This is a genomic window from Cupriavidus sp. BIS7, assembly GCF_000292345.1.
GTDB lineage: Bacteria > Pseudomonadota > Gammaproteobacteria > Burkholderiales > Burkholderiaceae > Cupriavidus.
In genome coordinates, this window is the sequence record NZ_ALOU01000049.1 from 56,801 (window position 1) to 71,882 (window position 15,082).

The following is a 15,082-nucleotide window of genomic DNA, read 5'->3' on the forward strand; positions in this document are numbered from 1 at the left end:
GCGAGACCGGGCCGAGACTATCGGCGATTGATGACGGTCCCGTGACTTCCGCGCGACTTCAGGCCCCACCTTGGCGGGGCTGGCAGGCGTATGCATGACGTGCTCTTGACGCGCATCAACATGGGGGTTGCGGGCGAGGCATAGCATCAAACGTACTTTCGCCCAGAAAACATCACATCATGTCCGCCCCCAGTTCCCCTGCGTGCCCCACTTGCGCGGCCCACGCGCCCAATTCTTCGCTTTCCACCGCATTCGACCGCACCGCACTGGCTGACTTCCGCAGTCTGGCAGGCCGCATTGACGGCAACGGTCCCCGCTACACCTCGTATCCCACTGCCGACCGCTTTCACGGCGAAATCGGCGATGCCGGCTACCGTCGCGCGCTGGACGCCTGCCGCGCAAACGCACCGGCGCCGCTATCGCTGTACGTGCACATCCCGTTCTGCGAGAACATCTGCTACTACTGCGGCTGCAACAAGATCATCACCAAGGATCACAGCCGCAGCGCACGCTATGTGGACTACCTGGCGCGCGAGATGGAGATGGTGGCCAGCCAGCTTGGAACGCGGCGCGCGGTCATGCAGTCGCACTGGGGCGGCGGCACGCCAACCTTCCTGGATCCGGACGAGATGCGCCGCGTGATGGCTGCGCTGAACCAGTACTTTGAACTGTTGCCCGAGGGCGAGCACGCGATCGAAATCGATCCGCGCCGCGTGGGCGACGATCGCATGGAACTGCTTGGCGAACTCGGCTTCAACCGGATCAGCCTGGGCGTGCAGGATTTCGATCCCGAAGTGCAACAGGCCATCCATCGCGTGCAGTCTTACGAGGAAACCAACAGCGTGGTGCGCGCGGCGCGCAGGCTCGGGTTCCGTTCGGTCAGCATGGACCTGATCTACGGCCTGCCGCACCAGACCACGCAGCGCTTTGCCGCTACCATCGACCGCGTGCTGGAAATGCGGCCGGACAGGCTTTCGGTCTACAGCTATGCGCACCTGCCGCACGTATTCAAACCGCAGCGCCGCATCGACCCCGCCGCGTTGCCGCCGGCCGCGGAAAAGCTCGACATCCTCGTCTCGACAATCGAGCGACTGACGGCAGCCGGATACGTCTACATCGGCATGGATCACTTCGCGCTGCCCGAGGATGACCTTGCGATCGCGCAGCGCGAAGGCCGGCTGCAGCGCAACTTCCAGGGCTATGCCACGCACGCGGGCTACGACCAGTTGGGCCTTGGCGTTTCGGCGATTGGCGCCGTCTCTGGCCATTACGTGCAGAACGCCCGCACCACGGACGACTACTACGCCGCCATCGACGACGACCGCCTGCCGATCGTGCGCGGGTTCGAAACATCCGCTGATGACCGTCTGCGCAAGTCCATCATTGGCGAACTGATGTGCAATGGCACGCTGGATATTGCTGCCGTGGAAGCCGAGCATGGCATCGACTTTGGCAAGACGTTTGCCGCCGAACTGGCCGACCTCGACAAGCTGGCCGTGGATCATCTGCTGCGGCGCACGGCTGACCGCATCGAGATCACGCCACTTGGCCGCCTGCTGGTGCGTCGCGTGGCCATGGTGTTCGACCACTATCTGCGTGAGGATGCCAAGCGGCCGAAGCAGGCAGCGCCGGCGGCGAACGACACGAAGGTCATCCCGCTGGTGCGCTACTCACGCGTGGTTTAAAGAAAAATTGATTTGCAGCAAGTGATCCAATAAAAAAGCCCGCGAAGAAATTCGCGGGCTTTTTTGTGCGGCCGGGGTGGCTTCCGGGGTTGCCCCCGGAGTGGCTTACTTCCCAGCGTTCGCCATGTAGTCGGCGGCGGCAAGTACGTCGGCGTCCGGACCGGCATAACCACCCTTCGGCGGCATCACGCCCTTGCCCTTCAGCGCATAGTTGTGCACGGCGTCCATGCCTTCCTTGAGGCGCGGCGCCCAGGCGGCCTTGTCACCAAACTTCGGCGCACCTGCTACGCCAGCGGCGTGGCACGCAGCGCAAACCTGCTCGTAGACCTTCTTGCCAGTGTCGGCCGATGCCGCGGCCGGCGCTGCAGCGGCGGCTGCAACCGGGGCTGCAGCCGTAGCAGCAGGTGCCGGTGCGGCAGGGGCAGCGCTTTCCGGAGCGGAGGCCGCGGCCTGTGCAGTGGCACCCTGGGCGGCCGGAGCGGCTGGCTCGGGGAACTTGGCGCCACCGGCATCGGCCATGTACACCACGGCGCGGCTCAGTTCGTAGTCGCTCAGGTCATCGGGGGTCGTGCCGGCACGTGCAGGCATGGCGCCCTTGCCGTTCAGCACCGAGTGCAGCAGGCCATCGAAGCCCTGACCGATACGTGGCGCCCAGTCACCGGCCACGCTGTACTTCGGCGCGCCAGCGGCACCCGTGGCGTGACACGCCGCGCAGACCTGCTGGTAGACCTGCTCGCCGGTCTTGAAGACGCGCGGTGCGTTGGGGTCCTTGATTTCGAGCGAGGCAACCGGCTTGATCCGGTCGTTGACTGCTTCGGCTGTCTGCGTTGAGCCGGCGCCCTCGCGAGTGCCGTGTCCGACAAAATTGACCAGCAGGATGATGACGATGATCGGGATCAGGAATGCAGCGATCACGACGACGATCAACTGCTTCGGGGTCTTGATTGGCGACTCGTGGTGGTCGTTTGCTTGGTGGACGTCACTCATACAGAACTCTCGATTTTGCGGGAAACCTATTGCACAGCACGTTGGGGGCGGCTTGCTTTGTCTTGCCCATTCTTCGGGGATGAATCTGTCGTTTTTGCGTCCGGGGCTGTCTCTGGCCCCGCGTACGTCTCTCCGGCGACGCAAATAGCTGCCGATTATAGACGTAAGACTTGGCGTCCGGGGGCCAAAAGCGGCGGCTGCGATGCCTGCCGTGGCCCGGAATCGCACTAACCGGCGGAACCCGCATGGACGGGTTGGGACAAACGAGGTATCCTATGCGACTTTCCGGCGACGGCACTCGTCCGTTGCCAAAAAAGCTCACATCGCGCCCGTAGCTCAATGGATAGAGTACTGCCCTCCGAAGGCAGGGGTTGCTGGTTCGATCCCAGCCGGGCGCGCCAAGCCTGACAAGGCTTTCCGGCAGTTTTTCTGTGGAGTTACCCATGAATTGTCGTAAACGACATCTCATGGTATCCCGCGGCATGGGAAAAATGCATTAGACGGCCATTTTGGCTGTGGTCACTCGTTTGAAGTTGCAGCGGACAGAGCAAGCCGATGAACGGCGCCAGCTTCGTGGAAACTCATTCGGATTCCATCATCTCGCAGACCGCTTACGACCTCTCGGCGAGACCCCCGACGTCCAGCTGCGACAAGCTCCCTGCGCTTTCGAAGATACGCGTGCGTGCGTGCCGCGGCCCTCGCTTCGACCGCAGTCCTTCGTACACGCCTCCCGTTCTGGACAATTGTTTCGACAGCGTCGGGAAAGCGCTCCCGGAGAAATTTATCCGAAACCCCGAGAATCCTAGCCGTCTCATTAACGTGGATGGCCTCTCCTCGAGCGATGAGGTCCTGCAGTCTTTCTGATACGGTTTCCCAGCAAGGAATAGGGCGTCGCTTGGCTCGAGACACTACAGCAGTGCGCGTCCTTGCGAACTGCTCATTCGGGGTCATCACTAGCTCGTTGCCAAGCAATACGTCCGAAATGCCGACATTGCAGTACTGCGCAATTCGAAGGACAACGGGAAAGCTAGGAACCACGTGCCCGTTTTGCCAACCGTGCATGCTTGATTTTGTTACTCCGAGCGCGGAGGCGAAATGCGCGGAGACTCCGTTGGCAAGAGTTGCTATCGCGTGTCTGAGAAACTGCGCTACGCCGCCAGGCTCAGGCAGTATCTCTTCGAAGAACTGCGCGACATCCAACAATTCTGCGACTCGTCGTGCTGCATCTACATCTCGTGATGAGGCACGTCGGCTATTACCTTGGGATAGGCTCTGTGCGCAATGTGGACATCGCCCAGGGATGAAACACTTGCGTCCCGTGTTACTTGATTTGTCACATGAGCAGCCTTCCATGAGCTCCAGTTCATGAATCGGACATGCCTTGACGATATCAAACGTCCACAACAAGCGGTTGTAGGCTTCCGTTTCACGGCTGACATCTTCTGCATAGCATTGAGGGCAGTAGCGCCCGCACTTGGATGCGAGAAGGAAATTGCTCAACAGGTCTTGAAGATGGATAAGCGTAAGGTACTGAAGGTCCTCACGTCCGGTAAGTAGATTCAGCGCGCGTGACCAATCAGCAGCGTTTTGGCCAAAGCCGCTCATCGCATTGATGAACCAGTCATTTACGAAGCTCCGGGTGTTCAGACGCCTCCAGGAGGAAACAAGAGGTGCGACAGCTTTGTCGGCCACCGACCATGGCGCAAGATTGCATGCAACACAAAGTCGCTGAAAATAGCTACGCAAGTCCTCACGTGTCGCCCCGTTCAGGCCCATTGGTTCAAGGCTGTACAAGTAGGAGCGCGCTGGGAGGTCCTCGGGCCATCCGGCCGGCTTGTTAGACTCTAGTAGTTCGAGCATTAGAACTCTCTCAGCGAAAAGGACTCATCTCGCTTCTTCTGCAGCTCGTTCCTAACGTCATCCTCCGACACATACTCAGGCTTGGTCAGGCTTGGCAAGTACTTGCGTATGCGCTCCTCACCATCCAAGCAGTCTGCAAGAATTGTTGCGTGCTGTACGGCACTGGGCATTGCAGAGAAAAGATACTCATCCTTCCACGTCGATACCCCACTAGTCTGCATATCGGTTGCCGCATTCACGACGGCCTGGCATACAACATCTGCCGTAAAGCCTGGAAGCGAACACGTCCCGGCCGCAAGAACGTCTCTGAATTGCATGAGATTGACGTCATATGGAAGAGGGAGACTAGACTGCAGCGAAAAGAGAAACACTCCATATTCCTTGCGGCCCTGTGGCGTAGCGGGATACCGAGGAAAGTGGACAACCGAGACTCGTCGTGAGATTTGGGCGCTTGCTTTTACAAGTGCCTCCGAGCCATACGCCCCCAACATCAGAAGATTCGTTCCTGGCAGATTGGCAAGCGACTTGAGAAGGTCGCCGTATTCCAAAGGTTCTTCGTCCGAATTCGTAAAGTGAACGCACTCGTCAAGAATGATGTGCCTTGTCTTTCGTTGTTCCAGTGCACGCGTAGCGGCAAAGCGCATGCTAGGCAGTTTGTTGAAGACCGTCTCCGGTGCAGCGAGCATCGGTCCAGGTTTCGTCAATATGGCTTCGTCCCACCGCGGTACGAGGAGCTTGTCACCTATCTCGCGGTAAAACAGAGGCCAATCAAATTTGCCACCGCTCGCCGGTGGGACCTCTGCAAGTATCGCGGGGATACAGCCCCGGTTCTCGTGAATCTCCGCAATATGTTGCTGGAGGAACTGGGTGAGAAGTCTGCGTCCGAGAGTGCTTTTGCCAACGCCGGTAGGGCCAACAACCAAGGTTATGGTTCCTTCAGTTCCTGGCGTCATCAGCCGGGTAACCGCTTCGGATACCTGCCTCATGCTGTTATGAGCAAAGCAGAGCTGCTTCAGCCACGCCACCTTCATTGCGATGGAGCCACTTGTCGCGGCTTCCCTAGAGAGTTTTGTTTCCATTTGCACTACAACTGTGGCAGCACGTCGTGTTCTGTTAGAGATTGATAGCTGTACTCGACAGCATGTGTCTGCGTCTTTGAGTCTTTAGGTGGCGTCGTGGCTTGCTGCACTCGGCGGTGCTCAACAGTCGCGCCCGTTCCGTTCGCTTCGTAAGGAGCAATAGCTTCCTCACTCGCTGAGGCCGGAATACAGAAGTCCTCTCCTCGTTCGTAAGCTCTGAGCCACTGCAATATGGTGGATTCTGGAAGACTCTTGTCTGCTTTCCCGAGCTTCATTCGCATAGCTTCGAACAAGTACCTAAGCTCGATGCGCGTGAACCTGGCAACTTGCGCAAGCACGCTTGATTTGCAGCGAATCCAGTGCCTGTCCACTTTTGCGTAGACGATAGCGGAATTCCACATATCGAGTCGCACCTCCACCGTGGCGTTGATGTGTTTCGCATCGGCGAAGGCATCATTCCAATAGTGAAGGTGTCCGACCTTGATGCCTGCTTTGCTGACTAGACGCGTACCTCCCCTGTCCACAGGCAGGCAGGTCGCGATTCTCCATTTCATGTCATAGTCCACACACTTATTGAGTCGTGCACCTGTTTCAGCGAATCGTTTCGCCAGATACTCGTTTGGCGTGTGGTCGTGTGCAGGGTGGGTAGTTTCGTTGTATTCCTTATAGAAGAAGAAATCGAACAACCCATGCAGGACTGGAAACGACAAGGTATCCCCACGTATGGGGTCTACTGAACGGGTGAGGGTCCGTACGTTCTGGCATGCTTTTGTATTGCCGACAAGGTTGTGAACAAGTAGCGTATTTGACGTGCCGAAAAGACGCTCACATACCCCGCCGAATCGACTCTCATGCGGAGGTCGATACCGAATGCTGGTGCGCGTGAGATGGCAGACGTTATTGAAATGCTTCGACCAGAACTCGCGACCGTTGTCGACAATGAGCATCGATGGCATCCGCCTATGGCGCCGGACAATCTCTCTAAGAATCATCACGCAACTGGTAGTGCTTGGGTGATGCACGCTCAGATAGAAGGCAAGGACCACGCGGGTATGCGCATCGATTGCGATGGTGAGCCAAGGGCGCCGCTTATAGACTCGTCCACCTCTGCCTCGTATTCGGACGAGGATATCCACCTTGGTATGGTCAATATGGACACACTGGAACGGCCTGCCGCCATGTATCTTTTCTTTGAGGCTGAGGTACCACGTGATTGGCGCCTCAGCATATGCTTGCCGCGAACCTTGGCGCTTCTTTACATCTTTGAGCTCGCGAAAGTGTCTATAGAACGTCTTTGACGATACAGCTGGAATGTTCTCCTCCTTGCAGCGGGCCACGAACCGCTTGTAGGAGTTTGCGTCGATGGGATTGGTCGGGTTGTTGGTCTCTTCGGAAATGCGCTTAATCAGGTCCAGTGTTTCGGCAGGGACTCGGCAGGTGGTGTTTCCAGGTCTGAACTTGTCTAGTAGGGCAATCGTACGCGCATAAGCGCTCTCACCTGCTTCGCGAGCGCGCTTAGCCCAGCGTTGAAGCGTCCGCGTCGACACATTGCTTTCGACGGCGCCATAGCGGCGTGCCTCGACCATGCTGTGCCGGTGGCTGGCAACCTCTATCTCCTCGTCCGAGGGGGCGCGTACCGGGTCATACGAGTCTTCCTCGCCGCTATCCCGGAGCATCCGAATTTGCTTAGTCTCCACCAGCCGCTCAAATTCTGAGACAGCAATGCTGGTCACGTGGTGACTGTCATCGCGATAGAGAAGGACATCTGCCGTCAGTGCATTTACCGTGTATTTGCTCTCCCCAAACAGGAACTCCGCGCCGATGGCGAGGGAGTAGTCTAGGAATTCGCTGGTTTCGTGAGTCGCTTGTCGGCTCAGTCGATGCAAGGCCAGTGTCGCTTCACTTCTGCATATCGCGGTGTGGTCTAGGTCCGATAGGTCATCGACATCTAGGTCAGCAAACAATTGACCTTTCGCGATGGCTTGGAGGACGTCATCTACGGTAAAGGCGGGCAAAATCAACTGAGCAGCGTCTGCGGCTTCGGGCAGCGTTAGCGGCATGGCGAGCTTCATGAGCTCGCGAAACGATATTGCTCCGAGCTTCACGCTCTGCATCGCGTTGTCAATCGCCCGGCAAGCGACTTCGGAGGAGGGCTCGACGTTGTCTTCTAGATAGTCGCTGAGGTGTTCGAGGTTCTCCACGAAGGTGGGATTGTGTTCACTGTCTGAGCGAAGTCGATAAACCAATCCCATTTCACTGAAGAACTTCTCTCGCTCCGGGCAATGCCAGCCATTCTCATCGCGCGAAAAGCGGTAGGGATATTTCTTCAAATCGTGAATTAGCTGACCCTCGGTCTTCCATTCGTCGACATAGAATCCGTCATCGATAACTAGAAAGTCGGGGGTACATCGAGTTCGCGTTTCGATGGCCGTAGCATTAGTGCTGCCGTCCGACGCCTTCTTTTTGCGTCTTACCTGCATTGGAAGTAGGACACTGCCTGGCTGGGCGGTAAAGTAAAGAACACTAGAGAGCAAATCGTAGCGAATAGCGGCGCGGTACTCCGGACCGCGGCTTTCCGTTGCTATTCGCTGGCCGGTCGACCTGCAGGTGTATGCTGTAATCACATTCGAATGCCGCGAACTCACTTTCCTAGAGGGGTTGCCTGAGAGAGCTTTGCGAACAAAGTCGCGACCGGCTGCAGGCATCGCGACCTTGTGCATTAACTCCTCGATTTCATCGCGGAGGGCGGCGGGAGTTCTCATAAACTGATAATCTCAAGAGCGCAGGCGAACGCATCCCGGCCAACTTCGAGGAAGGATGGCCTTAAGGTTTTCGAGTGGCGAAAGACTCTCAAGAATTGGCGAGCATAAAGTCGCTCGCAATTACCTCGAAAGTGCGCTTCTCACGCGTGTTCGAAATTGGGTTCTCGGTGGATAACTACGAACGGCTTCTGGCTCGACGGCTAGCCCTGGAGCGGAGGAACCGAAGCTGGCGCGTTCTTGATGGCCGTGCGCCTTGAGACGTGGGCGGATTCTCCGCACCGACGTCGCCTTGCAGGTGGCTAAATAGCCACAAATTACGCGAGGCAGCCGGTGGCATAGGTGGGTAGCTGTCGGTCCAAATCACCCGTCGAGCAGGCTTTTGCTTCACAGCAAGTGGCTGCAACGATGCTTTTTCCGCAAGGAAGGGGCAGGAAATACCGCCGATAATCGAGAGGAGAGTCATTATTAGCTCCATTCTGCGCGCCAAGATTATGGGCGAGCGAGGTCGCTTTGACTCCGGGAGGCTACTCGTGAGATAATCCGAGTGCGAACTGAGCTTTTCTCACGAGAAGCTCCCGGGGCAAAGTCTAGGTAGAGATATCTGGTCTTTGCCCTTTTTCATTTCTGGTCGTCCGTGAAGGTCCGTCCAGCGCAGGTTGGGGCAAGCGACAGGGCAGGTTAGTTCATCCGCTTGAGTCGATTCGCTTTAGAAGGGTGAGATAATACTTTCGGCTATCAAGTTATCGCAAGGCTGAGAGAGAAAAATTTTCTGTTGCGTCTCCTGTGAAAATGTGCTGACAGATTTCGCCATTTTAGGGTAATTAATTTTCAAGCTCGAACATAATTCTAAAATGGATGATTTTAGAATTTATGGAAAATGATTTTAGGTGAGTCTCGTAAGGACACTTCTAAGGTGCTCGAGGGCTTGCGGACTACATAGGCCCATTGCTGGGTGCAGAAGGAGCGCCCGATGCAGAACCTGGACCGGCCATCGGCAGGCTGTATGGTCAAGTACAAGCCAGTGAGCGTTCCGACGCCGTCGAATTGACTCGACGGTCAACTTGGTTCGGTCAGGTATCTGATGGGTGCCCGGGAACTTGCAGAGGCACTCGCTAAAAACATCATCGACAACTCTGCAGCTGAGCGACTCCGGTAGTGCGTCCACCGTAGCCTTGCGGCCATATCTGAGGGTCCACCATGTCGCCAGCACGATGGAAACTGAATCGAACGACGTCAGCAGTTCAGCCAGAGGTCCTGAGAATGCGAGCTTCGGGGGTGCTACCGATATAGCGCCGGTGCCGGTCTCCGTGCCGACGTCATATGGCAGCAGTACCCCTGCATAGCCAAGGTAGATGTCCGTGTTCATCAAGTTCTCCTCGCGATGTTCCGCGTCAAATACGGTTCGCCGACGCGTCTGCGTCCATTACTAAGAGGGCGTAAAGTTGCTCGCAGGCCTTGGCGGAAAGTCCGCGACGGCCGTCAACGATGCAGGCGCTATCCTTCAGAGCAGTCGGAATCTGCTGGAGGTCGTAGTCCAGAAGCACAGGACTCTCGGGCTGCCTGCGGAGAAGGTCTCGCTCTAGCCAGTTGCGCCGAGAGCCAAGTGGCTCCAGTCGAGCGCGTAGTGAGCGGTTTCCTGGCAAAGTCGCGCCGAGCACACGAGCTTGAACGGACCTCGGTAGCAGCCGGACGGAAGCGCGATAGCCAATAGCGGCTACCCACAATGTGTGGAGAACAACCTCGGTCTGAGGGCAGAGCGTGAGGACTTGCTCGAGGAGGACACCATGCTCAAACAAACGATGTCCGACCGTGCGCAGACGCGGCAAATTCCGCCCACGAAACTCGACGTCACGTGGGTGAAGAACGCCGTCGAAGGTTAGGTATAGAGTTGCCATATGAAATCCCTGTGGCAACACGCGCGGGCAGTGCAGGCGGCATTCTTCGGCAGCCTTCATCGGTAGATGAAGACTGCGCTTAGAATTACCGTTCCAGCGTTAGCCCTGTTGATAGGACGACTTCCCACAAGGGATTGTTCTACTTCTCTATCGTCGCCCGCCCTAATTTCAAGGAATCAGCTTGAGTCACGTCGATACCCCATGGACGCGCTTGGCGTCACGCACTGCACGTGGCCTGCTCGCGCGCAAAGGGGTTTCCTACGAGGAGCTAGCGAAGCTATTGGCCTCTGTAGGGGTACATGAGTCCCCGCGCTCGGCTGAAGGAAAAGTGCAACGCGGTGGGTTTCAATGCCAATTCTTCCTGCAACTGCTTTGCGCCCTGCAAGCTGACTTACCCAAGCCCTTTCAGCAGCTTCTCGATGCTCGGGACAGTTGGGAGGCTGCGAGCACGGAGCTATTCCTACGTGAGCTAGCTGCGCATTCTTTGACATTTGTAGAAGTATCGAAATATCTGGCGAAAGAAGCTGGCTTAAGCCTAGATGCGTCTCGCCTGGAACATCAGGTCATGGCGGGCACGTATCAGTTCACGCTATTGCTTCAGCTGTCGCTTTTGACCTCCGTGGAAGGTATGGACCGGTTCGTCGATACCTCCGATGTTCGGAAGACAGGACAAGCCTCGGCGACTTCCTAAAATGCAAATGGTATGTGGAAACGCATACCAATATTCTAGTCCGCCAGCCTCTAATCGCAAGGCTCGGTTACATCCCTCACGCTAACAACCGCGGTGCACCGGAGGTCCACGCTTGCTCTAAATCTTCATTTCTACTATTCTAGAATTATGGAAACGAAGAACGCCGTAGTCGCACTTGCTGCACTTGCCTCTAACTCCCGGCTGGAGGTGTATCGCCTATTGGTACAGGCAGGGCCTACAGGCTTGTCGGCAGGACACATCGCCGAGGTAACGGGTCTGCCCGCATCCACGCTCTCGTTTCACTTGAAGGAGCTTGTGCAAGCTGGGCTGGTCAAGTCCCGCCAGGAAAGTCGATATGTCATCTACACGGCGAACTACTCGGCGATGAGTGAGCTCATTGGATTCCTGACAGAGAACTGCTGCCAAGGCGAGCCCTGTGCCGCAGTACCGACGAACGGGTGTACCTCCTGTGGAGATGAATCATGAAACGACTACACGTTCACGTATCGGTTGATGACCTAGCTGAGAGTATCCGTTTCTACTCGGCGCTCTTTGCTAGCAAGCCGACTGTCACGAAGGACGACTACGCGAAATGGATGCTGGACGACCCGCGCGTCAACTTCGCGATTTCGAAGCGTGGTCACAAAGTTGGCCTGGACCACTTGGGCATACAAGTCGAGTCAGAGACCGAACTTAACGAAATGCACGCACGACTGGCCAATGCCGAACTTCCGATGGAGGCCCAAGTCGGTACGAACTGCTGCTATGCCAAGTCGGACAAGTACTGGACCTTGGACCCCCAAGGTGTTGCGTGGGAGTCGTATCACACGCTGGATTCCATCCCGACATTTGGGGAATCGCGTTCGGAGGAGAATGCCTCAGCTTGCTGCGCTCCGACACCCGCCACCATCACCTTCCGCGCACGAGAGAAATGAGCAAAGACACCTACAACGTTCTCTTTCTCTGTACGGGCAACACCTCACGCAGCATCATGGCCGAGGCCCTGCTGGCAACAATGGGCCAAGGCCGATTCAAGGCATTCAGCGCGGGCAGCCAGCCGTCGGGTAAGGTGAATCCGTTCGCGGTCGAGCAAGTCAAGAAGACCGGCTATGACCTGTCGACTTTGCGCAGTAAGTCATGGGACGAGTTTGCCAATGCAGATGCGCCCCACATGGATTTCATCATTACCGTGTGCGACCAGGCGGCTGGCGAAGTGTGCCCGTTCTGGCCAGGGAATCCATCGTCGGCGCACTGGGGATTCTATGACCCGGCGGCGGTGGAGGGCTCTGACGATACGAAGCGCGCTGCGTTCGACCAAGTCTTCAAGCAGATTAAACACCGTGTCGAGGCATTCCTAAAGGTCCCATTAGAGCAGCTTGATGAGGCAGCCATTCACGCTGAACTGCAAAGGGTTGGCGACATTGACGTGTCCGGTATTACTGCGGCCTGATAGTAGGGCCTGCAACCCCCAGGGGTTCAGAGATGAGCGACAAGGTCTACAACGCACTGTTTCAACACTCCGCATGCGGCATGAGCCCTTCATAAACCTGCCCCCTGCATCGCTCGACCGCCTGGCAGTGAAAAATGAAGTTACCGACATCGGGAAAGCAAAACTATGAGATTGCGTCACGCCGTGGTGGCCGAATTTTTGGGCTCAGCACTGCTCCTTGCAACCGTCGTGGGGTCCGGAATCATGGGGGAGAAGCTCGCCGGCGGCAACGTCGGTATCGCACTCCTCGCCAATACGCTTGCGACAGGCGCAGGGCTTGTGGCGCTCATTGCCACCTTTATGAGTATCTCGGGAGCGCACTTCAATCCACTCGTGACACTCGCCGAGGTGTGCCTCGGAAAGCTGGGCTGGAAGCACGCTGCAGCCTACGTCTTAGCTCAAGGCCTCGGTGCCATTGCAGGAGTGTTGGCCGCTCACGGAATGTTTGACTTGCCGCTGATAGAGGTATCAGGTCATGTCCGTACCGGCCCATCACAATGGTGGAGTGAAGTGGTGGCGTCGTTCGGCTTACTCACGGTCATTCTGAACGTGGCGAAGCGGCGAATGGAGTTTGTACCGGTGGCAGTCGGCGGCTATATCACGGCGGCGTATTGGTTCACGGCTTCGACATCGTTCGCCAACCCCACCGTTACTATCGCACGCTCGCTCACCGACACCTTCGCTGGAATCCGACCGCTAGATGCCCCTGGCTTCATCATCAGCGAACTGGTGGGCGGCACTCTTGCCGTCCTCCTGTTCCTTTGGTTGGAGCGCGCACATAGGCCTTCGGCGAGCTCTTCCGATGCGGTTGCTCAGGCGGATGCCAGCCAAATCCGCAGCGAGCAGACAAACTAACCTCGGATTCCGTGAGACGCCAAAGGTGTTAGCCGTCCTTGATAGTGTGCAAGTTGGTTTCCCTGGAGAACCAACTTAGCAGCCATCACAAGGTAGGCAAGCGCTCGAAGGCGTCGAAACGCCCAAACGGCGGCTGCACTTCGGTGACGTCAAGTCCTTCGACAAGCGCTGCTGACATGCCCTCACTTAACCAGGCACACATGTCAGCAAGCTGTGCCGGAGAACCCTGCAACAGTGCTTCCACGGAGTCGTCAAGGCGGTTACGGACCCAGCCGGTGACGCCCAGCTCCTGGGCGCGCCGTACGCACGCCTCTCGATAGCCAATGCCCTGCACACGGCCACGGATGCGAACGAGTCTTGTCTCCAGCGTCACGGCGTTTCTGTCTGCTTCCATCAGGTGCTCCCACACCGGTTGCGGCAGCGTGGCCTCTCAATGAAGAAGCCCGGCCGCAATCGAATGTCTGCGCATCTTCTCCCAGAGGCTCTTACGGGAAATGCCTAAGGCGTGAGCCGTCTCGGATATATGACCCTGGTGCTGCACCAGGGCGGAACGAATGAATGCGCCTTCACATGCTGCCATGTAGTCATCCAGCGGCGTGTCCGTACCCACGACAGCAGGTGCATGGGTTCCATCCTCTTCAAATATGTCAGACGAGAAAAGCATATTCTGGGGACAGACGATGCAAGCGCGTTCAATACGGTTCTGGAGCTCTCTCACATTCCCGGGCCACCCATAGGTCGCAAGACGTGCCTCTGCCGATGGGTGAAAGAGCTTCGTCGGCTCACCGAGCCGGCTCGCGATATCTTTCACAAAGCGATGGGCAAGCCAGAGAACATCATCGGGGCGGTCTCGCAGCGCCGGTACCCTGAGCTGAACGATGTTGATTCGGTAGAACAGGTCCTCGCGAAACTTCCCGGCACTGACCAGTTCGGCGAGGTCCCGGTTTGTCGCGCAAACGAGGCGGAAGTTGGTTTCGACCTCTCTTTCGCCACCGACTCTGGTGATGCGCGGCTCCTGCAATGCCCGCAGCAGCTTCACCTGCATGCACAGCGGCAAGTCGCCTATCTCGTCGAGAAAGAGGGTTCCACCGTCGGCCTGCTCGAAGTACCCTTTCTTCTGACGTCCGGCGCCTGTGAAGGCGCCACGCTCGTAGCCGAAAAACTCGGATTCAAGAAGGGTCTCCGGAACGGCGCCACAGTTGACCGCAACAAACGGAGTTCCATCGCCGGGTGCATGCCGATGAATGAACCGTGCCAGCACCTCCTTGCCTACACCTGACTCACCAGTAATCAGAATCGATTTCGCACGACCTGCAACTCGCGGCACCAGGTCCGCAAGGCGCCGCATCGCTTCCGACACGCCAAGCTCGCACTGCGCTGGCATGGCCTGTTCTGGGATGCATGTTCCGGTCAGTTGCCTGACCTTTTCGACCAATGCGCCAATGTCGAACGGCTTCGTGATGTAATCCGCAGCACCGCTTTTCAGGAGGGAGACGGCGGTTTCGATGGACCCATAGGCCGTAATGAAGACAAAGGGCGGAAGGGAGGTACGCGCAGCTACCGAGCGTGCAAACAGATTTTCTCCCGAAATGTCTGGCAGACGGATGTCGCTAATGACAGCCTGGTAAGGACGAGTCCCCATCGCACCCAAGGCGGATTCACCATCGGTGTACCAGTCCACATCGAACCCCTCCAGACGGAACCTGTCTGCCAAAGACTCGCCCATGATGGGGTCGTCTTCGACCACACAAATAAGCGTCGCCGACATGATGAACTCCT

The 15,082-nt window shown here is 57.3% G+C and carries 12 protein-coding genes and 1 tRNA gene; 8 read left to right on the forward strand and 5 right to left on the reverse strand.

Annotated features, from left to right (window positions below; translation table 11 throughout):
• Positions 1-179: 179 nt before the first annotated feature.
• Positions 180-1,685, forward strand: coding sequence for an oxygen-independent coproporphyrinogen III oxidase (gene hemN, locus B552_RS0117815; RefSeq protein ID WP_019450409.1), 1,506 nt, complete (start codon positions 180-182; stop codon positions 1,683-1,685).
• A 105-nt stretch (positions 1,686-1,790) separates the two neighbouring features.
• On the opposite strand, the gene B552_RS0117820 is transcribed toward hemN, so the two are convergent.
• Positions 1,791-2,672, reverse strand: coding sequence for a c-type cytochrome (locus B552_RS0117820; RefSeq protein ID WP_019450410.1), 882 nt, complete (start codon positions 2,670-2,672; stop codon positions 1,791-1,793).
• Positions 2,673-2,997: 325 nt separating this feature from the next.
• Here B552_RS0117820 and B552_RS0117825 point away from each other — a divergent pair.
• Both B552_RS0117825 and B552_RS29240 read left to right on the forward strand, forming a co-directional pair.
• Positions 2,998-3,073: transfer RNA gene (locus tag B552_RS0117825), tRNA-Arg, on the forward strand.
• A 694-nt stretch (positions 3,074-3,767) separates the two neighbouring features.
• A complete protein-coding gene (locus tag B552_RS29240) occupies positions 3,768-3,911 on the forward strand; it encodes a hypothetical protein (protein WP_019450412.1) in 144 nt (47 codons plus the stop codon).
• Positions 3,912-4,531: 620 nt separating this feature from the next.
• On the opposite strand, the gene B552_RS0117845 is transcribed toward B552_RS29240, so the two are convergent.
• Together B552_RS0117845 and B552_RS27660 are read right to left on the reverse strand one after the other, a co-directional pair.
• Positions 4,532-5,611 carry an AAA family ATPase gene (locus B552_RS0117845; protein WP_026035782.1) on the reverse strand — a complete coding sequence of 360 codons (1,080 nt, stop codon included), beginning with the start codon at positions 5,609-5,611 and terminating at the stop codon, positions 4,532-4,534.
• Between the two features lie 5 nt (positions 5,612-5,616).
• Positions 5,617-8,373 carry a DDE-type integrase/transposase/recombinase gene (locus B552_RS27660; RefSeq protein WP_019450414.1) on the reverse strand — a complete coding sequence of 919 codons (2,757 nt, stop codon included), beginning with the start codon at positions 8,371-8,373 and terminating at the stop codon, positions 5,617-5,619.
• A 2,076-nt stretch (positions 8,374-10,449) separates the two neighbouring features.
• On the opposite strand from B552_RS27660, the gene B552_RS27665 reads away from it, so the two are divergent.
• From B552_RS27665 to B552_RS0117885, 5 genes are all read left to right on the forward strand, one after another.
• A complete protein-coding gene (locus B552_RS27665; protein ID WP_157160288.1) occupies positions 10,450-10,959 on the forward strand; it encodes a DUF6471 domain-containing protein in 510 nt (169 codons plus the stop codon).
• Between the two features lie 147 nt (positions 10,960-11,106).
• Positions 11,107-11,445 carry a metalloregulator ArsR/SmtB family transcription factor gene (locus tag B552_RS28540; protein WP_083860322.1) on the forward strand — a complete coding sequence of 113 codons (339 nt, stop codon included), beginning with the start codon at positions 11,107-11,109 and terminating at the stop codon, positions 11,443-11,445.
• A complete protein-coding gene (locus B552_RS27670) occupies positions 11,442-11,894 on the forward strand; it encodes an ArsI/CadI family heavy metal resistance metalloenzyme (protein WP_019450419.1) in 453 nt (150 codons plus the stop codon). Before B552_RS28540 ends, B552_RS27670 begins: the two co-directional genes overlap by 4 nt.
• A complete protein-coding gene (locus tag B552_RS0117880) occupies positions 11,891-12,409 on the forward strand; it encodes an arsenate reductase ArsC (protein ID WP_019450420.1) in 519 nt (172 codons plus the stop codon). Before B552_RS27670 ends, B552_RS0117880 begins: the two co-directional genes overlap by 4 nt.
• Positions 12,410-12,574: 165 nt before the next feature.
• Positions 12,575-13,303: an MIP/aquaporin family protein gene (locus tag B552_RS0117885; protein WP_019450421.1), complete on the forward strand. Its 729-nt coding sequence runs from the start codon at positions 12,575-12,577 to the stop codon at positions 13,301-13,303.
• A gap of 85 nt (positions 13,304-13,388) precedes the next feature.
• Here the strand turns inward: B552_RS0117885 and B552_RS0117890 are convergent, their stop codons facing one another.
• Positions 13,389-13,697: an acylphosphatase gene (locus B552_RS0117890; protein ID WP_019450422.1), complete on the reverse strand. Its 309-nt coding sequence runs from the start codon at positions 13,695-13,697 to the stop codon at positions 13,389-13,391.
• 36 nt (positions 13,698-13,733) lie between these two features.
• Positions 13,734-15,071, reverse strand: coding sequence for a sigma-54 dependent transcriptional regulator (locus B552_RS0117895; protein ID WP_019450423.1), 1,338 nt, complete (start codon positions 15,069-15,071; stop codon positions 13,734-13,736).
• Positions 15,072-15,082: the final 11 nt, after the last annotated feature.